Origin of the sequence: Streptomyces pseudogriseolus (assembly GCA_002154585.1) — a bacterium.
GTDB lineage: Bacteria > Actinomycetota > Actinomycetes > Streptomycetales > Streptomycetaceae > Streptomyces > Streptomyces pseudogriseolus.
Map to the genome: position 1 here is coordinate 1 of MUNG01000205.1, position 19,236 is coordinate 19,236.

At 70.2% G+C, this 19,236-nt stretch carries 15 protein-coding genes and 6 tRNA genes; 9 read left to right on the forward strand and 12 right to left on the reverse strand.

All coding sequences use genetic code 11. The annotated features are described in order from the left end of the window. Nucleotides 1-25: 25 nt before the first annotated feature. From CCN29_RS19285 to CCN29_RS19300, 4 genes are all read right to left on the reverse strand, one after another. Nucleotides 26-997: an ABC transporter ATP-binding protein gene (locus CCN29_RS19285; protein WP_031018330.1), complete on the reverse strand. Its 972-nt coding sequence runs from the start codon at nucleotides 995-997 to the stop codon at nucleotides 26-28. Between the two features lie 173 nt (nucleotides 998-1,170). Then, a tRNA-Gly gene (locus CCN29_RS19290) sits at nucleotides 1,171-1,243 on the reverse strand. Between the two features lie 80 nt (nucleotides 1,244-1,323). Further along, nucleotides 1,324-1,395, reverse strand: a tRNA-Gly gene (locus CCN29_RS19295). Nucleotides 1,396-1,607: 212 nt separating this feature from the next. Then, nucleotides 1,608-1,925, reverse strand: a complete 318-nt coding sequence (locus CCN29_RS19300; RefSeq protein ID WP_006133354.1) for a histone-like nucleoid-structuring protein Lsr2 — start codon at nucleotides 1,923-1,925, stop codon at nucleotides 1,608-1,610. Between the two features lie 353 nt (nucleotides 1,926-2,278). Between CCN29_RS19300 and purS the strand changes: the two genes are divergently transcribed. The 7 genes from purS to purM all read left to right on the forward strand — a co-directional run bounded on the left by purS (nucleotide 2,279) and on the right by purM (nucleotide 9,939). Beyond that, nucleotides 2,279-2,542, forward strand: a complete 264-nt coding sequence (gene purS, locus CCN29_RS19305) for a phosphoribosylformylglycinamidine synthase subunit PurS (RefSeq protein WP_031065570.1) — start codon at nucleotides 2,279-2,281, stop codon at nucleotides 2,540-2,542. Next, nucleotides 2,539-3,219 (forward strand): phosphoribosylformylglycinamidine synthase subunit PurQ, encoded by a 681-nt coding sequence (gene purQ / locus CCN29_RS19310; RefSeq protein ID WP_006133352.1) that lies wholly within the window; start codon nucleotides 2,539-2,541, stop codon nucleotides 3,217-3,219. Before purS ends, purQ begins: the two co-directional genes overlap by 4 nt. Beyond that, on the forward strand, nucleotides 3,216-5,474 hold the full coding sequence (purL, locus tag CCN29_RS19315) for a phosphoribosylformylglycinamidine synthase subunit PurL (RefSeq protein WP_086683351.1): 2,259 nt from the start codon (nucleotides 3,216-3,218) through the stop codon (nucleotides 5,472-5,474). The genes purQ and purL overlap by 4 nt, the downstream gene beginning before the upstream one ends. A gap of 136 nt (nucleotides 5,475-5,610) precedes the next feature. Further along, complete coding sequence (locus CCN29_RS19320; RefSeq protein ID WP_086683354.1) at nucleotides 5,611-6,408, forward strand: maleylpyruvate isomerase family mycothiol-dependent enzyme; 798 nt, start codon at nucleotides 5,611-5,613, stop codon at nucleotides 6,406-6,408. Nucleotides 6,409-6,463: 55 nt separating this feature from the next. Further along, a complete protein-coding gene (locus CCN29_RS19325; RefSeq protein WP_006133349.1) occupies nucleotides 6,464-7,249 on the forward strand; it encodes an META domain-containing protein in 786 nt (261 codons plus the stop codon). A 62-nt stretch (nucleotides 7,250-7,311) separates the two neighbouring features. After that, a complete protein-coding gene (gene purF / locus CCN29_RS19330; RefSeq protein ID WP_086683357.1) occupies nucleotides 7,312-8,838 on the forward strand; it encodes an amidophosphoribosyltransferase in 1,527 nt (508 codons plus the stop codon). Nucleotides 8,839-8,871: 33 nt separating this feature from the next. After that, nucleotides 8,872-9,939 carry a phosphoribosylformylglycinamidine cyclo-ligase gene (gene purM / locus CCN29_RS19335; RefSeq protein ID WP_086683360.1) on the forward strand — a complete coding sequence of 356 codons (1,068 nt, stop codon included), beginning with the start codon at nucleotides 8,872-8,874 and terminating at the stop codon, nucleotides 9,937-9,939. Between the two features lie 123 nt (nucleotides 9,940-10,062). Here the strand turns inward: purM and CCN29_RS19340 are convergent, their stop codons facing one another. Together CCN29_RS19340 and CCN29_RS19345 are read right to left on the reverse strand one after the other, a co-directional pair. Further along, nucleotides 10,063-10,311, reverse strand: coding sequence for a DUF3073 domain-containing protein (locus CCN29_RS19340; protein WP_006133346.1), 249 nt, complete (start codon nucleotides 10,309-10,311; stop codon nucleotides 10,063-10,065). Nucleotides 10,312-10,629: 318 nt separating this feature from the next. Continuing rightward, nucleotides 10,630-11,718, reverse strand: a complete 1,089-nt coding sequence (locus tag CCN29_RS19345; protein WP_086683362.1) for a Leu/Phe/Val dehydrogenase — start codon at nucleotides 11,716-11,718, stop codon at nucleotides 10,630-10,632. Between the two features lie 220 nt (nucleotides 11,719-11,938). Here CCN29_RS19345 and CCN29_RS19350 point away from each other — a divergent pair, with 220 nt between their 5' ends. Continuing rightward, nucleotides 11,939-12,781 (forward strand): DUF8083 family protein, encoded by an 843-nt coding sequence (locus tag CCN29_RS19350; protein ID WP_086683365.1) that lies wholly within the window; start codon nucleotides 11,939-11,941, stop codon nucleotides 12,779-12,781. A gap of 539 nt (nucleotides 12,782-13,320) precedes the next feature. Further along, nucleotides 13,321-13,527: a developmental transcriptional regulator BldC gene (gene bldC / locus CCN29_RS19355; RefSeq protein WP_003949541.1), complete on the forward strand. Its 207-nt coding sequence runs from the start codon at nucleotides 13,321-13,323 to the stop codon at nucleotides 13,525-13,527. Nucleotides 13,528-13,959: 432 nt separating this feature from the next. Here the strand turns inward: bldC and CCN29_RS19360 are convergent, their stop codons facing one another. From CCN29_RS19360 to CCN29_RS19385, 6 genes are all read right to left on the reverse strand, one after another. Then, nucleotides 13,960-14,178 (reverse strand): DUF6274 family protein, encoded by a 219-nt coding sequence (locus CCN29_RS19360; protein ID WP_006133343.1) that lies wholly within the window; start codon nucleotides 14,176-14,178, stop codon nucleotides 13,960-13,962. 427 nt (nucleotides 14,179-14,605) lie between these two features. Further along, a tRNA-Asp gene (locus CCN29_RS19365) sits at nucleotides 14,606-14,680 on the reverse strand. Between the two features lie 92 nt (nucleotides 14,681-14,772). Continuing rightward, complete coding sequence (hrpA, locus tag CCN29_RS19370) at nucleotides 14,773-18,753, reverse strand: ATP-dependent RNA helicase HrpA (protein ID WP_086683368.1); 3,981 nt, start codon at nucleotides 18,751-18,753, stop codon at nucleotides 14,773-14,775. Nucleotides 18,754-18,850: 97 nt separating this feature from the next. Next, nucleotides 18,851-18,924, reverse strand: a tRNA-Phe gene (locus CCN29_RS19375). 24 nt (nucleotides 18,925-18,948) lie between these two features. Further along, nucleotides 18,949-19,023 (reverse strand) — tRNA-Asp (locus tag CCN29_RS19380). A gap of 39 nt (nucleotides 19,024-19,062) precedes the next feature. After that, nucleotides 19,063-19,135: transfer RNA gene (locus CCN29_RS19385), tRNA-Glu, on the reverse strand. Between the last annotated feature and the right edge of the window lie 101 nt (nucleotides 19,136-19,236).

Below are 19,236 nucleotides of genomic sequence, written 5' to 3' on the forward strand. Positions count from 1 at the left end.
GTCGTGGGGGTGGTCGTGGGGGTGCTCATGCCGCGTACTCCTGGGTGGTCGCGCCGGTCGGCGCGGTGGCCGAGGCGTCCTTGGCGATGGTGAGGAACGCCTCCTCCAGGGAGGCCGAGCGCACGTCGAGCCGGCGCAGCTCCACGCCGGCGCCGCGCGCCCACACCAGCAGCTCGGTGGCCGAGTGCTGGAGGTCGCGGGTGCGCAGCCGGACGGTGCGGCCGTCCACGGTGTGGTCGCTCACGCCCATCGGGCCGAGCGGCGGGAGGTCGCCCAGGTGGTAGCCGTCGGGCAGGTCGAAGGTGATCCGGGACGGTTCGGTCGCGGTGACCTCGGCCGGGGTGCCGGTGACGGCGATCCGGCCCTCGTGCATGATCGCGAGCCGGTCGGCGAGGTTCTCGGCCTCCTCCAGGTAGTGCGTGGTGAGCAGCACGGTGGTGCCGGCGTCGCGCAGGGCGCTCACCAACTCCCAGGTGGCGTGGCGGCCTTCGGCGTCGAGTCCGGTGGTCGGCTCGTCGAGGAACAGCACCTCGGGGTCGCCGAGCAGCGCGAGCGCCAGGTCCAGGCGGCGGCGCTGGCCGCCGGACAGCTGCTTGACCCGGACGTCGCTCCGCGATTCGAGGCCCACCAGCGTCAGCACCTCCCGCTCGGGGCGGGCGCCGGACACGCAGCCCGCCCACATGCGGGCGGTCTCGGCGACGGTCAGCTCGGAGGGGAAGCCCCCTTCCTGGAGCATCACACCGGTGCGGTGCCGTACGGCGGCGCGCTCGGTGTAGGGGTCGTGGCCCAGCACCCGTACGCGTCCGCCGGCCGGTGCGGCCAGCCCTTCGAGCAGTTCGACGGTGGAGGTCTTGCCGGCGCCGTTGGTGCCCAGCAGGGCGAAGATCTCCCCGCGCCGCACGGAGAAGTCGATCCCGCGTACCGCTTCGAACCCGCCCCCGTAGACGCGCCGCAGCCCTGTGACCTCGATCACGTGCTCAAGTCCGTTCGTTTCCATGCCTCGAGCATCGCGTCCGGCGGGAGGGCGGGGCAGTGCGCCGTGTCATCACTGGACATGACAAATGTCAGACGGCCGCGCGGAGAAGGCGCCGTGAGGTGGGCACACGCGCCGGGAACACGAGCCGAGCACACGAAAAGACCCCGGTCCGATGGACCGGGGTCTTGTTCCCGAGCGGACGACGAGGCTCGAACTCGCGACCTCAACCTTGGCAAGGTTGCGCTCTACCAACTGAGCTACGTCCGCATTGCCTCCGACCGGCTCTCACCGATCGGCGCGGGCACCAGCTTACCTGATCCACAAGCGTGGTCGGTAAGTCGGTGCAGAGCGGGTGACAGGAATTGCACACTGCGCCTTCCCCCTGGAAGGGGGATGTTCTACTACTGAACTACACCCGCATGTCCTCGGGCCGGGCCTTTCGGCCTCGCCCCTCGGCGTGCTCCAGACTTTAGCTGATCAGCAGGGGGGCTGCGCAAGTCGGTTGCCGATAGCGCCCGGTGACCGGCCGTCGGCGGGGGTCACCCGGCCGGGGCCGGCCCCGCACGCGGGTGCGGTTCCGGGTGCTCGGGCAGGTGCCGGGTGCCGCGCCGGACGCCGAGTCGGGGGCGGTTCAGCGGGCCGCGGCGAACGCCTCGTAGACCTTCTTGGGGATGCGGCCGCGGGCCGGGACGTCCATCCGGTTCGCCTGCGCCCAGGCGCGCACGGCCGCCGGGTCCGGGGCGACCTCGGTCTGCCGGTAGGCCTTGCCGGAGCGGGCGCGCTTGCGGCCGGCGTCCACGTAGGGCTCGAGCGCCTCGCGCAGTTTCCTGGCATTGGTTTCGTTCAGGTCGATCTCGTACGACGTGCCGTCGATCCCGAAGGCGATCGTTTCCGCCGCTTCCGAACCGTCGATGTCGTCGAAGAGAGTGACCACGACCTTCTGCGCCACGAATATCGGTCCCTTCGTGCGACACCTCTTCCGTCCGGCCGCCGTGATGACGTGCCGGTACGTCGCCGAGATGTCGGCTGTCCGCCTGTAATCGGGCAAAGTATCTGCTAATGACAATTCATTTGTACAGTGCCCGGCAATGCAATGGGAAGCCCGACTAAATCTCCCCGCGTGTCCGGGCGCAATAGCGATGTGCGGAAGAACGCCGATCTTTCCCGGATCTTTTCCCGCAGGTCTCCCCGCGATGCCGAATCGTGACGGCGCTCACGTAGTTTCCTACAACTCTACTCGCGTAGAAATTTTGTGCGGGTAGTCTGAAGGGACCTGCTCAGCACCACACACCGGGAGTGCCAGTGGCACGCGTCGTAGTCGACGTCATGCTCAAGCCGGAGATCCTCGACCCCCAGGGCCAGGCGGTGCAGCGCGCACTGCCGCGACTGGGTTTCGAGGGGATCTCGGACGTCCGCCAGGGAAAGCGATTCGAACTGGAAGTTGACGGGCCGGTCGACGAGACCGCGCTCGCCCGTATCCACGATCTTGCGGAATCCTTCCTCGCCAACACCGTGATCGAGGACTTCACCGTCCGGGTCGAGGAAGTCGCGGAGGCGGCGAAGTGACCGCTCGTATTGGCGTCGTCACTTTCCCGGGCAGCCTCGACGACCGGGACACCCAGCGCGCGATCCGCGTCGCCGGTGCCGAACCCGTCGCCCTCTGGCACAAGGACAAGGACCTCAAGCAGGTCGACGCCGTGGTGCTCTGCGGCGGTTTCTCCTACGGCGACTATCTGCGCGCCGGCGCCATCGCGCGCTTCTCGCCGGTGATGGACACCGTCATCGACCAGGCCAAGGCGGGCCTTCCCGTCCTCGGCATCTGCAACGGCTTCCAGATCCTCACCGAGGCGCACCTGCTCCCCGGCGGCATGCTGGGCAACGACCACCTGCACTTCATCTGCCGCGACCAGAAGCTGCGGGTGGAGAACGCGGACACCGCCTGGACCACCGACTACACGGCCGGCCAGGAGATCCACATCCCGCTGAAGAACATGGACGGCCGCTACGTCGCCGACCGGCGGACGCTGGACGAGCTGGAGGCCGAGGGCCGCGTCGCGTTCCGCTACATGGACTTCAATCCGAACGGCTCGCTCAACGACATCGCCGGCATCACCAACGCGGCGGGCAACGTCGTCGGCCTGATGCCGCACCCCGAGCACGCCGTCGAGCCGCTGATCGGTACGGGCCGTACCGACGGCCTGCCGTTCTTCACCTCGATCCTCAAGAAGCTGGTCAACGCATGAGCCGGACGCCTCTGGACACGGTCGAGCACGCGGCCGCGACCCCCGACGTCGAGCTGCCCTGGGCCGAGCTGGGCCTGAAGAAGGACGAGTACGAGCGGGTGGTGGAGATCCTCGGCCGCCGCCCGACCGGCGCCGAGCTCGCGATGTACTCCGTCATGTGGTCCGAGCACTGCTCGTACAAGAGCAGCAAGGTCCACCTGCGCCAGTTCGGCGAGAAGGCCCCCGAGTCCGACGCCCTCCTCGTCGGCATCGGCGAGAACGCCGGCGTCGTCGACGTCGGCCAGGGCTACGCGGTCACCTTCAAGGTCGAGTCGCACAACCACCCCTCCTACGTCGAGCCCTACCAGGGCGCGGCCACGGGCGTGGGCGGCATCGTCCGCGACATCATCGCGATGGGCGCGCGCCCGGTCGCCGTGGTGGACCCGCTGCGCTTCGGCGCGGCCGACCACCCCGACACCAAGCGCGTCCTCCCGGGCGTCGTCGCCGGCATCGGCGGCTACGGCAACTGCCTGGGCCTGCCCAACATCGGCGGCGAGGTCGTCTTCGACGCCTGCTACCAGGGCAACCCGCTGGTCAACGCCGGCGCCATCGGCGTCATGCGGCACGAGGACATCCACCTCGCCAAGGCGTCCGGCGCCGGCAACAAGGTCATCCTGTACGGGGCCCGCACCGGCGGCGACGGCATCGGCGGCGCGTCGATCCTGGCCTCCGAGACCTTCGACGACGCCAAGCCCTCGAAGCGCCCCGCGGTGCAGGTCGGCGACCCCTTCCAGGAGAAGCTGCTCATCGAGTGCACCCTGGAGGCGTTCCAGGAGAAGCTCGTCGTCGGCATCCAGGACCTGGGCGCGGCGGGCCTGTCCTGCGCGACCAGCGAGCTGGCGTCGAACGGCTCCGGCGGCATGCGCGTCACCCTCGACGACGTCCCGCTGCGCGACTCCACGCTCTCGCCCGAGGAGATCCTCATGAGCGAGTCGCAGGAGCGCATGTGCGCGGTCGTGGAGCCGGAGAAGGTCGACCGCTTCCTCGAGATCTGCGACAAGTGGGACGTCATCGCCACCGTCATCGGCGAGGTGACCGACGGCGACCGTCTGGAGATCTTCTGGCACGGCGAGAAGATCGTCGACGTCGACCCGCGCACGGTCGCGCACGAGGGTCCGACCTACGAGCGCCCGTACGCCCGCCCGTCCTGGCAGGACGAGCTCCAGGCGGACGACGCGAACAAGCTGCCGCGTCCGCAGACGTCAGAGGAGCTGAAGGACCAGGTCCTGAAGCTGGTCGCCTCGCCCAACCAGGCGTCCAAGCAGTGGATCACCCAGCAGTACGACCACTTCGTGCAGGGCAACACCGTCCTCGCCCAGCCCGAGGACTCCGGCATGATCCGCATCGACGAGGCGTCCGGCCTCGGCGTCGCGATCGCCACCGACGGCAACGGCCGCTACGCCAAGCTCGACCCGTACACCGGCGCCCAGCTCGCCCTCGCGGAGGCCTACCGCAACGTCGCCACGACCGGCGCGAAGCCGCTCGCGGTCTCCGACTGCCTGAACTTCGGCTCGCCCGAGGACCCGGCGGTGATGTGGCAGTTCGCGGAGGCCGTACGCGGTCTCGCGGACGGCTGCAAGCAGCTCGGCACGCCGGTGACCGGCGGCAACGTCTCGCTCTACAACCAGACGGGCGAGGCGGCCATCCACCCGACCCCGGTGGTCGCCGTCCTCGGCGTCATCGACGACGTGGCCCGCCGCACCCCGGTCGCCTTCCAGGAGGAGGGCCAGCTGCTGTACCTCCTCGGCGACACCCGCGAGGAGTTCGGCGGCTCGGCCTGGTCCCAGGTGATCCACGACCACCTCGGCGGCCTGCCCCCGAAGGTCGACCTGGAGCGGGAGCGGCTGCTCGGCGAGATCCTGATCTCCGCCTCCCGCGACGGCATGATCGACTCCGCGCACGACCTGTCGGACGGCGGTCTGATCCAGGCGGTCGTCGAGTCGGCGCTGCTGGGCGGCAAGGGCGCGCGTCTGGTCGTGCCCGACGGGCTCGACGCCTTCACGTTCCTGTTCTCCGAGTCGGCCGGCCGCGCGATCGTCGCGGTGCCGCGCTCGGAGGAGGTCCGCTTCAACGACATGTGCGGCGCGCGCGGCCTGCCGGCCACCCGCATCGGCGTCGTCGACGGCGACACGGTCGAGGTCCAGGGCGAGTTCGCGCTGCCCCTGACCGACCTGCGCGAGGCGCACGAGGGGACGATCCCGGCGCTGCTGGCCTGAGCCGCAGCACACCGTTCGCACGAAGCCCCCGCCCCTTCCGGCGGGGGCTTCGTCGTGGCGTCCGGACGCCGGGTCGGGTCCGGAGGTGTTCGAGATCCCGGCCCGGCCTGTCGGCGCCCGCGCTTAGGCTTCCGTCATGCCACCGGCCAAGAAGCGCCCCCGCTCCTACGACCCCGCCAAGACCCGTGCCGCCGTCCTGGCGCAGTTCGAGAACGTGCGCACCGCCGTGGCCGACCTCACCCCCGAGCAGCTCGCCGCGCCGACCCGGCTCGGTGACTGGAGCGTGCGGGAGCTGGTCGCGCACATCGGTGTCGCGCTGCTGGCCGTCGACCGGTTGCTGGACGAGCCGGAGCCCGTCCGGCAGGACGCCCGGCTGACCGACTGGCCCGCCGCGATCGCCGCCGACGCGTCCGCCATCGCCGGCACCGCGCACCGGCTCGCCGCCGGCCACCCCGACCTGGACGCCTACCTGGCGGACGCCGGGCAGCGCTTCACCGCCCGCCTCGACGCCCACCCGAGCGGCAGACTGCTTCCGACCAGCGCGGGCGCCCTGCCCCTCACCGACTACGTCGTCACCCGCGCCGTGGAGCTCGTCGTCCACACCGACGACCTGAACGCCGCCGTCCCCGGCCTGGACGTCCCGTACGACCGGCAGGCGCTCGCCACCTGCGTGCGGCTGCTGGCCGACGCGCTCGCCGCGAAGGCGCCCGGCGGGTCCACGGAGGTGCGCGTCCCGCCGTTCGCGGTGGTGCAGTGCGTCGAGGGGCCCCGGCACACCCGCGGCACCCCGCCGAACGTGGTCGAGACCGACCCGCTCACCTGGATCCGGCTGGCCGCCGGGCGGCTCCCCTGGGCGGACGCCGTCGCCTCCGCCCAGGTCAGCGCGAGCGGTGAGCGCGCCGACCTCGGGCCGTACCTGCCGCTGCTCGGCTGAGACGCGGGTGCCGAACCGGGGGGAACCGCCCGCTCCGGCCCTCCGTCGAACCGGCATGGACCGACAGAAGCACACCGCGCGCAGGACCCTGACGGCCGTCGCCGTGCTCGTCGTCCCGCTCGCCGCGGCCTGCGGCAGCGAGAAGGCGGGCGCCGGCAGCGGAGCCGCCGAGGCGGAGCGGCCGGTCACCGGCGTCCGCTGGACCGTCGACAGCGTCACCGTCGACGGCGCCACCCACCGTGCCCCGGGCGGCGCCCACCTCACCCTCGGCGAGGACGGCCGGGCCACCGGCAGTTACGGCTGCAACCTCTTCGAGGCCCGGCTCCGCACCGACGGCGACCGCGTCCGCCTCACCGACCCGGAGACCACCCTGCGGGCCTGCGACGAGCGGGTCATGGCGGGCGAGAAGGCGGTCGCCCGCGCCCTGGCCGCCGGAGAGCTGAAGGCCGACGTCACCGGCGGCCGCCTCACGCTGACCTCCGCCTCCGGCGACACCGTGCGTCTCACCGAGGCCGAGGACAGTCCGCTGTACGGGACCCGCTGGAACGTCACCACCCCCGACGGCGCCGGCCGCGCCCACCTCACCTTCGACAAGGAGCGCGGCGCGGTCGCCGGGAATCTGGGCTGCAACCAGGTGAACGCCGAGGCCACCGTGCGCGACGGCCATATCACCCTCGGCGTCCCCTCCCTGACCCGAATGATGTGCGAAGACTCACTCATGGACGCCGAGAAGGCCCTGACGAAGCTCTTCAACGGCACCGCCCGTTACGCGGTCGACGGCGACACCCTCACGCTGACCAGCGCAAACGGAACCGAGGTACGGGCCGTCGCGGCCCGCTGACCCGCCCGCGGGGCCGCATCCCGCATTCGGACCAGTGGTCGATCTCGCCTACACTCGGAGGCGTGCCACGTGGTGACGGACGACTCAACCACGACCTTCTCCCCGGCGAGAAAGGCCCCCAGGACGCTTGTGGCGTCTTCGGTGTCTGGGCTCCGGGCGAAGAGGTCGCCAAGCTCACGTACTTCGGGCTCTACGCCCTCCAGCATCGGGGCCAGGAATCCGCGGGAATCGCGGTCAGCAACGGCTCCCAGATCCTCGTCTTCAAGGACATGGGCCTGGTGTCCCAGGTCTTCGACGAGACCTCCCTCGGCTCCCTCCAGGGTCACATCGCGGTCGGTCACGCCCGCTACTCGACCACCGGCGCCTCCGTGTGGGAGAACGCCCAGCCGACGTTCCGCGCCACCGCGCACGGATCGATCGCGCTCGGCCACAACGGCAACCTGGTCAACACGGCCCAGCTCGCCGAGATGGTCGCCGAGCTCCCCAAGGAGAACGGCCGCGCGCCCAAGGTGGCCGCGACCAACGACACCGACCTGATCACCGCCCTGCTGGCCGGCCAGCGCGCCGCCGACGGCGAGCCGGTGACCGTGGAGCAGGCCGCGCACGTCGTCCTGCCCAAGGTGAAGGGCGCCTTCAGCCTCGTCTTCATGGACGAGGACACCCTCTACGCGGCCCGCGACCCGCAGGGCATCCGCCCGCTGGTCCTCGGCCGGCTGGAGCGCGGCTGGGTGGTCGCCTCCGAGTCCGCCGCCCTCGACATCTGCGGCGCGAGCTACGTCCGCGAGATCGAGCCGGGCGAATTCGTCGCCATCGACGAGAACGGACTGCGAACGTCCCGATTCGCGGAAGCGAAGCCCAAGGGATGCGTCTTCGAGTACGTGTACCTGGCCCGCCCCGACACCGACATCGCCGGCCGGAACGTCTACCTCTCGCGCGTCGAGATGGGCCGCCGGCTCGCCCAGGAGGCCCCGGTCGAGGCCGACCTGGTGATACCGACGCCGGAATCCGGCACCCCCGCCGCCATCGGCTACGCGGAGGCCTCCGGCATCCCCTTCGGCGCCGGCCTGGTCAAGAACGCGTACGTCGGCCGTACGTTCATCCAGCCCTCGCAGACCATCCGGCAGCTCGGCATCCGCCTGAAGCTGAACCCGCTCAAGGAAGTCATCAAGGGCAAGCGCCTGGTCGTCGTCGACGACTCGATCGTGCGCGGCAACACCCAGCGGGCCCTGGTCCGCATGCTCCGTGAGGCGGGCGCCGCAGAGGTCCACATCCGGATCTCCTCGCCGCCCGTGAAGTGGCCCTGCTTCTTCGGCATCGACTTCGCCACCCGCGCCGAGCTGATCGCCAACGGCATGACCATCGAGGAGATCGGCACCTCGCTCGGCGCCGACTCCCTGGCGTACATCTCGCTCGACGGCATGATCGAGGCGACCACCATCGCCAAGCCCAACCTGTGCCGCGCCTGCTTCGACGGCGAGTACCCGATGGAGCTGCCCGACCCCGAGCTCCTCGGCAAGCAGCTGTTGGAGACCGAGCTGGCCGCCGGCACCGCCGCCCCGGCCGCGGTCGACGCGATCCGCCGCCCGTAAGCCCTGACGGACGACACGAAAGCTCTCACAGCCATGTCCCAGAACACTGGTGCCAGCTACGCAGCGGCGGGCGTCGACATCGAAGCGGGCGACCGCGCGGTCGAGCTGATGAAGGAGTGGGTGAAGAAGACGCGGCGCCCCGAGGTCCTCGGCGGCCTCGGCGGATTCGCCGGCCTCTTCGACGCCTCCGCCCTGAAGAAGTACGAGCGCCCCCTGCTCGCCTCCGCCACGGACGGCGTCGGCACCAAGGTCGACATCGCGCGGCAGCTGGGCGTCTACGACACCATCGGCCACGACCTGGTCGCCATGGTCATGGACGACATCGTGGTGTGCGGCGCCGAGCCGCTGTTCATGACCGACTACATCTGTGTCGGCAAGGTCCACCCCGAGCGTGTCGCCGCCGTCGTGAAGGGCATCGCGGAGGGCTGTGTGCTGGCCGGATGCGCCCTGGTGGGCGGCGAGACGGCCGAGCACCCGGGTCTGCTGGGTCCGGACGACTTCGACGTCGCCGGCGCCGGTACGGGCGTGGTGGAGGCCGACCGGCTGCTCGGCGCGGACCGCATCCGTTCGGGTGACGCGGTGATCGCCATGGCGTCCTCCGGACTTCACTCCAACGGCTACTCGCTCGTCCGGCACGTGCTGCTGGAGCGGGCGGGTCTGTCGCTGGAGGTCCGGATCGACGAGCTGGGCCGCACCCTCGGCGAGGAGCTGCTGGAGCCCACCAAGATCTACTCGCTGGACTGCCTGGCGCTGATCCACACCACCGAGGTGCACGCGTTCAGCCACGTCACCGGCGGCGGACTGGCGGCCAACCTGGCCCGGGTGATCCCGGACGGGCTGCACGCCACGGTGGACCGCTCCACCTGGACGCCGGCCCCGGTGTTCGACCTGGTCGGCAGGACCGGCGCGGTCGAGCGGCTGGAGCTGGAGAAGACGCTGAACATGGGCGTCGGCATGATCGCGATCGTGCCGCAGGAGTCCGTCGACGTGGCGCTCACCACGCTGGCCGACCGCGGCGTGGACGCCTGGGTGGCCGGCGAGATCACCGAGCGCGGTGACCACACCACAGGTGCCGCTCTTGTCGGCGACTACGCGAGCTGAGCACGGCGAAGCTGCCCGCACGGCGACCGGGCGGGCAGCACACCGGCCGTCGGGGCCGGTCCGGGCAGCACTGAACCCGGTGGGTGACCGAGGTCACCGACCGGGCTCATGCACCACGCAAGGTCAAGCGCCGCGACGCTGTTGCGAGGACGGGCCGTCCTCGTCCTCCTCGTCGTCCTCGTAGAGGTCGGCGTACTTTGCGTACAGGTCGTCGTCTTGCTCATCGTCCTCGAAACGGTCACCGTTCGGTGACTGATTCGACGTCGATGCGCCCAGCTCCTCGGCCAGGCGTGAGAGGTCAGTCCCACCGCTGTTGTACTTCAGCTGGCGGGCGACCTTCGTCTGCTTGGCCTTGGCCCGGCCGCGCCCCATGGCTCGACCCCCTCAACGACGGGGCTCGACGGCCCCAGAGTCTTGACACGCGTTCATGGTCCAGAACGGGCTCTCCGTGGAGAGACCGGTCCGTAGGGCTTCCACGGTACCTGAGCCCGCGCCCATACGGTACGTCGCCCGCATGACGTGCCCGCGCCCGGGACCGTCGAGGCGCCCTGTCCTCGCTGGTCAACCGCGATTTTAACCACTTATCGACGGTCGACCCGCCGGGAGAAGTGAGAGTTCTCTCCAAGTGCCCTCCGGCGGGTACCGCTCATGTGTGCGAAACGCCCCGATCGGGGGTGCCCCGCACGGACCTCAGCGCAGCGGACGCGCCTCCGTCATCCGCTGCTCGGCGATCCGGTCGGCCGCGGCGGCCGGCGGAATACCGTCCTCCTTCGCACGTGCGAATATGGCGAGCGTGGTGTCGAAGATCTTCGACGCCTTCGCCTTGCACCGGTCGAAGTCGAAGCCGTGCAGCTCGTCCGCGACCTGGATCACGCCGCCGGCGTTCACCACGTAGTCCGGCGCGTAGAGGATCCCGCGGTCGGCGAGGTCCTTCTCCACGCCCGGGTGGGCGAGCTGGTTGTTGGCCGCGCCGCAGACCACCTTGGCGGTCAGCACCGGCACGGTGTCGTCGTTCAGTGCGCCGCCGAGCGCGCACGGGGCGTAGATGTCCAGGCCCTCGGTGCGGATCAGCGCCTCGGTGTCGGCCACGGCCGACACGCCCTCGGGGTGCCGGTCGAGGATCCGGCGGACGGCGTCCTCACGCACATCGGTGATCACGACCTCGGCGCCCTCGGCCCGCAGGTGCTCCACCAGGTGGTGCCCGACCTTGCCCACGCCCGCGACGCCGACCTTGCGGTCCCGCAGCGACGGGTCGCCCCACAGGTGCTGGGCGGCGGCCCGCATGCCCTGGTAGACGCCGTAGGAGGTGAGCACCGACGAGTCGCCCGCGCCGCCGTTCTCGGGGGAGCGGCCGGTGGTCCAGCGGCACTCCCGGGCCACGACGTCCATGTCGGCGACATAGGTGCCGACGTCGCAGGCGGTGACGTAACGGCCGCCGAGGGAGGCGACGAACCGGCCGTAGGCCAGCAGCAGCTCCTCGGTCTTGATCCGCTCCGGGTCCCCGAGGATCACGGCCTTGCCGCCGCCGTGGTCGAGACCGGCCATGGCGTTCTTGTACGACATCCCGCGCGCCAGGTTCAGCGCGTCGGCGACGGCCTCCTCCTCGGAGGCGTACGGGTAGAACCGCGTACCGCCCAGGGCGGGGCCCAGCGCGGTGGAGTGGATGGCGATGACGGCCTTGAGGCCGCTGGCACGGTCCTGGCAGAGCACGACTTGTTCGTGGCCCCCCTGGTCCGAACGGAACAGGGTGTGCAGGACGCCGTCAGATACGTCGGTCACTGTGGTGACTCCTGAGTAAGTAGCGGCGGTTGGGACGGGCTCCCGTACGGGTGGCGGGGGCTGTGGCACGAGAGTAGATCCTTCCGCGCCCGACGGCGGCACTGTGTCCCGGATCACCTCCGTCCGGAGTACCGCGTGGGACGATTTGCCGGGGTTTCCCACCCGTCCGGAGGCGTGCCGGACAGGTTTTCGCAGCGGCCCGCGGGGGAGGGAGCAGAGCGTGACCAAGGTGTCCTCGGTGATCGTCCCCTACGCCTCCTACCTGCGCGTGTACGAACCGCTGGCCGCCTTCCGGCAGCCCGAGCGGGGCCACTGGGAGCGCTACGCCCGGCGCGACGACCTCCCCTCCTACCAGGAGGAGCTGCGCAGGTCGCTGGCCGACCTGGCGGCGGTCCCGCCGGCGCCGGTCCCGGTGCACGAGAGCGAGGACGCCTTCGTGCTGGAGTCGGACGGCGAGATCCGCGTCTGTCCGTGGCGCACCCGGCTGCGCGGCTGGCAGGCGCTGGGCGAGCTCGCCGAGGAGTACCCGCTGCCGGTCCTGGACGCCCTGCTGCCCCCCGTCGTGCGGCTCGAGGCCACCCGGGACTACGAGCGGTGGCTGGCCGAGCACCCCGACGCGCGGCCGTGGATCCGCACCTCCACCTGGCAGGTGCCGATCAACTGGTTCGTCCTCTTCGACGACGAGGAGCGCGAGTACGGCAACGGGTCCGCCGGGGAGGTCCCGGTGCTGCGCTACCGCACGCCCATGGTGCAGGCGCGGCGCCGGGTGGCGCGGGGCCTGCGCGCGCTGCGCGACGCCGTGGACGAGAGCCTGCTGATCGACGGCCTGGTGGACGTCGGCCGCTGGCTGGAGGAGTTCCATCCGCGCTCGCTGGTCGAGCTGGACTACGCGGGACTCGTGCACGCCCTGCCGGCCGGGGCCCTGGAGGACGACCACTCGGCGGCCGACGTCGGCGAGGGCATCGCGGCGCTGCGGCGGGGCGACGAAGGGGGCGCGGCGGAGGCGTACGGGCGCCTCGTCGAGCGCTGGCGCGCGGTCCGTGACCTGCGCTCGGCGAACTGACGTTTGACCAAACGCTCTTCTTGGGGTTTTGTCTTCGCCCTGAGGTGGTTGAAGTCGCGTCAATCCGGATGCGACATCGGACGTAGCGGCTGTTCCGGGCGTAAGTCTCAAGCGTGTCAAGCGTGACGGACCGCACGTACAAGGCCCTTGCGTCGCTTGCCCCTCCTCATGCCAAAATAGGACAAGGGGTCCGGGGAGGACTCCTCCGTCCTGCTGTGCTCCACTATGGGCGGAATCTCAGCATTGCACGCTTTGGGGGGTCCGGTGACTCCTGCACGTTGCTGTGACTGATCGTCACAGGGGCGTGACTGTCCGCTATGGCATGGTCCATCGGCTTCCGCGGCTGATGAACACCTGGGAGGGCAATTCCATCGGTTTGGCCGACGTGGCTGGACAGATGGTGTAGTTGTAGTGCCGAGGACAAGCCGTTCGTCCTATAACCGACTCGACTCGCGTCCGCCATTTCGGGCAACGCGGGTCAAGGTGCAGAATTTAGAGGAAAGAACCGAGAAGGTTCGGTTCTCCCGAGGAGGCCGCTCATGACCGCTCGCACCCCTGATGCCGAGCCGCTGCTGACCCCCGCTGAGGTTGCCACCATGTTCCGCGTCGACCCGAAGACGGTCACGCGCTGGGCGAAGGCCGGCAAGCTCACGTCGATCCGCACGCTCGGCGGGCACCGCCGCTACCGCGAGGCCGAGGTCCGCGCACTGCTCGCGGGCATTCCGCAGCAGCGCAGCGAGGCCTGAACAGCACGAACCGGGCAGAACCGGCTGGTCCCCCACCGGCCGTGACGCCCGGCACCTAGCTCCAAGCGACGCGGGGACTGCCCCAACAGCCCCCTCGCCCAGCCGAGTCAGAGCCTCACGGCCGACTGAACACCGGGTGCGTCGTCGATCGCGCCGGACTCCGCCGAGTCCGGCGCGATCTTTTTTGTGCGCCGGTGGTGGGTCCGTGCGCGGGTCCGGCCCGCCTCAACGGCCTTCTGTGCGCGGGCTTGTCGGAGTCTGAGGGCGCCTGTGGGATCGGCCCGGAGGGGCCGGGGCGGAGCGTCGGGGATAGTGCAATTGCACATATTAAATTGACCTGTTGTAGGTGAGGCGTAAGTTCCGCGTCTGTGAAAACTCATGCCGTGACACCCGTCACATACCAGTCGGGTTGTTGAGCCGACGGCATATGCGCTAAACGGAACGCGCGGGGGTGACGGCTTGTTCCTGCGGACCTTCGGCGGGTCCTGACGGCTCGACGGGTTCGTCGCCGTCGAGCGGCGCGGAGTCCAGCGCCAGACGCTGGAGACGGTGGCAGACCGGGCAGTGACGGGTGAGATGCCGGTACGACGACGCGGCCGCGAGATGCGCCCGGAGCAGCGCCCGTGTCTCGTGCCTGGCCGATGCCGTCATGCGCCACCTCCGGGTCCCCCGCGGGCACGTGCCCTGTTCCTGGAGTACCGAGGGACCGCGAGGCCGTCAAGACGGCGCAGCGGCCCGCGACGAGGGCGCCGGACGGCGCGTGGGTCCCGGCCTGCCGCGGAGCCCACCGGGCGGCCCCGGCCGCCGGCACGCATCCACACATACGGAAGGCCCGCCATCCCTTACGGGTGACGGGCCTTCGGTGGTGGAGGCGTTGTGGCGTTGCACGAAGAAGCCCCGCGCCGATTGCTCGGGGCGGGGCTTCCTTCACTGCGGTCCTGACGGGATTTGCTGTGTCGGTCTGCGGCTGCGCCGCGGGCGCGGCCTCCACCTTGGCAAGGTGGAGGATGGTCCGGTGGTGGGGGCGTTGCACGAAGAAGCCCCGCACCGATTGCTCGGGGCGGGGCTTTCTTCACTGCGGTCCTGACGGGATTTGAACCCGCGGCCTCCACCTTGACAGGGTGGCGAGCACTCCAAACTGCTCCACAGGACCTTGATTCGCGGCGCTTTCCTGCGTTGCGCTGCGAGAAGGACTCTACAGGAGCAGGAGCCTCCTGGTCGAACTCACCCTGTGTGCGGGTGCCGTCACGGCGCCGCCGCGTCGATCGCCTTCACGATCCGCTTGTCCGACACCGGGTACGCCGTGCCCAGCGCGTGGGCGAAGTAGCTGACCCGCAGCTCCTCGATCATCCAGCGGATGTCCCGCACCTGCTGCGGTACCGGTCGCCCCTGCGGCATCTGCTCCAGGAGCCAGGCGTACTCGTCCCGCATCTCGTGGACCTTCGCCATGCGCGTGGTGTCCCGCTGCGCGTTCGCCGGCATCTGCTGGAGCCGGCGGTCCGCGGCCACCAGGTACCGCATCAGGTCGGGCAGCCGGCGCAGCCCCGCCTCGGTCACGAAGCCCGGCTTCACCAGGCCGTCCAGCTGCGTGCGGACGTCCTGGAGGTTCCCCAGCAGCGCGGGGCTGCGGACGCCCTTCAGACGCCGCTCACAGGCCTGCCAGGCGGCCAGCACCTGCTGCACCTGCCCGACCGCGCGGACCGTCGTGTCGACGATCTCCGCACGCACCTTGTCGAACAGCTTCCGGTACGACTCCTCGTCCCACACCGGGCCGCCGAAGTCCGCGATCAGCTTGTCCGCCGCGGCCATGGCGCAGTCGTCGAACAGCGCCTGCACCGAGCCGTGCGGATTGGCGGACAGGGCGAGCTTCTGAGGATTGGTCAGCTTTTCGGACGCGAACTTCGCGGGGTTGACCGGGATGCCCAGCAGGATCAGCCGCCGGGTGCCCTTCCACATCGCCTCCGCCTGCTCGGCCTCCGAGTCGAACAGCCGCACCGACACCGAGTCGCCGTCGTCCACCAGCGCGGGGTACGCCTTCACCGGCTGGCCGGCCCGGCGCGTCTCGAACACCCGGGTGAGCGATCCGATCGTCCAGTCCGTCAGACCCTTGCGCTCCAGCGACTCCCCGCCCTGACGCTGCGCCGTGGCGGCGGCGGCCTGCGACAGCGCCTTGCGTGCCTTGGGCCGCAGCTTCAGCTTGAGCGCCTCCAGGTTCTTGTCCTCGGCGAGCGTGCGGCGCCGCTCGTCGACGATCCGGAACGTCACCTTCAAGTGGTCGGGGACGCGGGACCAGTCGAAGTCCTCCGCGTCGAACGGCACGCCGACCATCCGCTTCAGCTCGCGGGCCATGGTGACGGTCAGCGGCTCCTGGAGCGGCACCGCGCGTTCCAGGAACGCCTTCGCGTAGTTCGGCGCCGGCACGTAGTTCCGGCGGATCGGCTTGGGCAGGGAGCGGATCAGCTCCGTGACGACCTCTTCGCGCAGACCCGGGATCTGCCAGTCGAAGCCCTCGTCCGTGACCTGGTTCAGCACCTGGAGCGGAATGTGGACGGTCACGCCGTCCGCGTCGGCCCCGGGCTCGAACTGGTACGTCACACGGAACTTCAGCGGCCCCTGGCGCCAGCTGTCGGGGTAGTCGGCCTTGGTGACCGCGTCCGCCGACTCACGGATCAGCATCTCCCGCTCGAAGTCGAGGAAGTCCGGCTGCTCGCGCCGCTTGTGCTTCCACCACGAGTCGAAGTGCGCCCCCGAGACGACATGGTCGGGGATCCGCTGGTCGTAGAAGTCGAAGAGCGTCTCGTCGTCGACCAGGATGTCCCGGCGCCGCGCCCGGTGCTCCAGCTCCTCGACCTCGGTCAGCAGCTTGCGGTTGTCCGCGAAGAACTTGTGGTGCGTGCGCCAGTCGCCCTCGACCAGGGCGTTGCGGATGAACAGCTCGCGGGATGCCTCCGGGTCGATCCGCCCGTAGTTCACCTTCCGCTGCGCCACGATCGGCACGCCGTACAGCGTGACCTTCTCGTACGCCATCACGGCCGCCTGGTCCTTCTCCCAGTGCGGCTCGCTGTAGGTGCGCTTGAGCAGGTGCTCGGCGAGCGGCTCGACCCACTCCGGTTCGATCTTCGCGTTGACCCGCGCCCACAGCCGGGACGTCTCCACCAGCTCCGCCGACATCACGAACCGCGGGGGTTTCTTGAACAGCGCGGAGCCCGGGAAGACGGCGAACTTGGCGTTGCGCGCCCCGAGGTACTCGTTGCGCCCGCCCTCGCGCCGGCCGCCGCCCTGCCCGGAGTCCTTGGACTCCTTCACGTCCTTCATGCCGATGTGCGAGAGCAGACCGGCCAGCAGGGAGACATGGATGCGGTCGGCGGGGGCGTCCTGGTCGTTGAGGTGGATGCCCATCTGCTTGGCGACGGTCCGCAGCTGGGCGTAGATGTCCTGCCACTCGCGGATGCGCAGGAAGTTCAGGTACTCCTGCTTGCACATCCGGCGGAACGACGACGAGCCGCGCTCCTTCTGCTGCTCGCGGATGTACCGCCACAGGTTGAGGAAGGCGAGGAAGTCGCTGGTCTCGTCGCGGAACCGGGCGTGCTGCTGGTCGGCCTGTGTCTGTTTGTCGGCGGGCCGCTCCCGCGGGTCCTGGATCGACAGGGCAGCCGCGATGACCATGACCTCGCGGACGCAGCCGTTCTTGTCCGCCTCCAGCACCATGCGCGCCAGTCGCGGGTCCACCGGCAGCTGTGCCAGCTTCCGCCCGGTCTGGGTGAGGCGCTTGCGTGGGTCCTTCTGCGCCGCGTCGAGCGCGCCGAGCTCCTGGAGCAGCTGGACGCCGTCACGGATGTTGCGGTGGTCCGGCGGGTCGATGAAGGGGAACTTCTCGATCTCGCCGAGGCCGGCCGCCGTCATCTGCAGGATGACCGAGGCCAGGTTGGTCCGCAGGATCTCCGCGTCCGTGAACTCGGGGCGGGAGAGGAAGTCGTCCTCGCTGTAGAGCCGGATGCAGATGCCGTCCGAGGTACGGCCGCAGCGGCCCTTGCGCTGGTTGGCGCTGGCCTGCGAGACGGGTTCGATCGGCAGCCGCTGCACCTTGGTGCGGTGGCTGTAGCGCGAGATACGGGCGAAGCCGGGGTCGATGACGTACTTGATGCCGGGGACGGTGAGGGAGGTCTCGGCCACGTTCGTCGCCAGCACGATCCGGCGGCCGCTGTGCTGCTGGAACACCCGGTGCTGCTCGGCGTGCGACAGCCGGGCGTACAGCGGCAGCACCTCGGTCGAGCGGTACCGCTTCTTGTTCAGCGCGTCCGCCGTGTCCCGGATCTCCCGCTCACCGGAGAGGAACACCAGGATGTCGCCGGGGCCCTCCGCCATCAGCTCCTCGACGGCGTCCGTGATCGCGGTGATCTGGTCCCGGTCGGCGTCCTCGGAGTCCTCTTCCAGCAGCGGCCGGTACCGCACCTCCACCGGATACGTCCGCCCGCTGACCTCGATGATCGGGGCGTCGCCGAAGTGGCGGGAGAAGCGCTCGGGGTCGATGGTCGCCGAGGTGATGACGACCTTGAGGTCGGGACGCTTCGGCAGCAGCTGCGCCAGGTAGCCGAGCAGGAAGTCGATGTTGAGGGACCGCTCGTGCGCCTCGTCGATGATGATCGTGTCGTAGGCGCGCAGCTCGCGGTCGGTCTGGATCTCCGCGAGGAGGATGCCGTCCGTCATCAGCTTGATGAACGTGGCGTCCGGGTCCACCTGGTCGGTGAAGCGGACCTTCCAGCCGACGGCCTCGCCGAGCGGGGTGTCCAGCTCCTCGGCGACCCGTTCGGCCACCGTGCGGGCCGCGATCCGCCGGGGCTGGGTGTGCCCGATCATGCCGCGGACGCCCCGGCCCAGCTCCATGCAGATCTTCGGGATCTGCGTGGTCTTGCCGGAACCCGTCTCACCGGCCACGATCACCACCTGGTGATCGCGGATGGCCTCGGCGATGGCGTCCTTCTTCTGGCTGACGGGCAGCTGCTCGGGATACCGCACCTCCGGCACCCTGGCCCGGCGCGCCGCCATCCGCTCCGCGGCCACGGCGACCTCCGCCTCGATCTCACCGAGTACGGCGGCACGGGCCTCCGGCTTACGGATCTTGCGGGCACCCTCGAGCCGCCGCCCCAGCCGGTGCGCATCGCGCAGCGACAGCTCGGTGAGGCGGGAGGCGAGGGAGCCGAGGGCGGGGGCAGAGTGCGTAGACATACGGACTCCAGGATCTCAGACCGCGGAAAAACGCGGCGAGCCATTTTGCCGGGGCACACGACAAGGCCCCGATCAGAGATCGGGGCCTTGTCTGCGGTGGCTGGGGCCGGGGTCGAACCGGCGACCTTCCGCTTTTCAGGCGGACGCTCGTACCAACTGAGCTACCCAGCCGCGATGTTTCACGTGAAACACCAGCGGTCCTGACGGGATTTGAACCCGCGGCCTCCACCTTGACAGGGTGGCGAGCACTCCAAACTGCTCCACAGGACCAAGCGTGTGTCGTACGACAGTGTCGCACAGGGTGGTGCGTGCCCCCAACGGGATTCGAACCCGTGCTACCGCCTTGAAAGGGCGGCGTCCTAGGCCGCTAGACGATGAGGGCTATCGGCCCGCCTGGGCGCTTCTCAGCGCGTCGGGGACGTGAGAAGCATATGGGATGGCGGGATGGTTCGCCAAAACGGTTCAGGGGCGGGGCCGTGACGG

Excerpts from the sequence above, each read along its gene's own strand:
- CCN29_RS19320 (WP_086683354.1), top strand. The coding sequence starts at position 5,611 with ATGCCACCGGCCAAGAAGCGCCCCCGCTCCTACGACCCCGCCAAGACC.
- CCN29_RS19285 (WP_031018330.1), bottom strand. The coding sequence starts at position 997 with ATGGAAACGAACGGACTTGAGCACGTGATCGAGGTCACAGGGCTGCGG.
- CCN29_RS19340 (WP_006133346.1), bottom strand. The coding sequence starts at position 10,311 with ATGGGGCGCGGCCGGGCCAAGGCCAAGCAGACGAAGGTCGCCCGCCAG.
- CCN29_RS19360 (WP_006133343.1), bottom strand. The coding sequence starts at position 14,178 with ATGACGGCATCGGCCAGGCACGAGACACGGGCGCTGCTCCGGGCGCAT.
- purL (WP_086683351.1), top strand. The coding sequence starts at position 3,216 with ATGAGCCGGACGCCTCTGGACACGGTCGAGCACGCGGCCGCGACCCCC.
- CCN29_RS19325 (WP_006133349.1), top strand. The coding sequence starts at position 6,464 with ATGGACCGACAGAAGCACACCGCGCGCAGGACCCTGACGGCCGTCGCC.
- bldC (WP_003949541.1), top strand. The coding sequence starts at position 13,321 with ATGACCGCTCGCACCCCTGATGCCGAGCCGCTGCTGACCCCCGCTGAG.
- hrpA (WP_086683368.1), bottom strand. The coding sequence starts at position 18,753 with ATGTCTACGCACTCTGCCCCCGCCCTCGGCTCCCTCGCCTCCCGCCTC.
- purM (WP_086683360.1), top strand. The coding sequence starts at position 8,872 with ATGTCCCAGAACACTGGTGCCAGCTACGCAGCGGCGGGCGTCGACATC.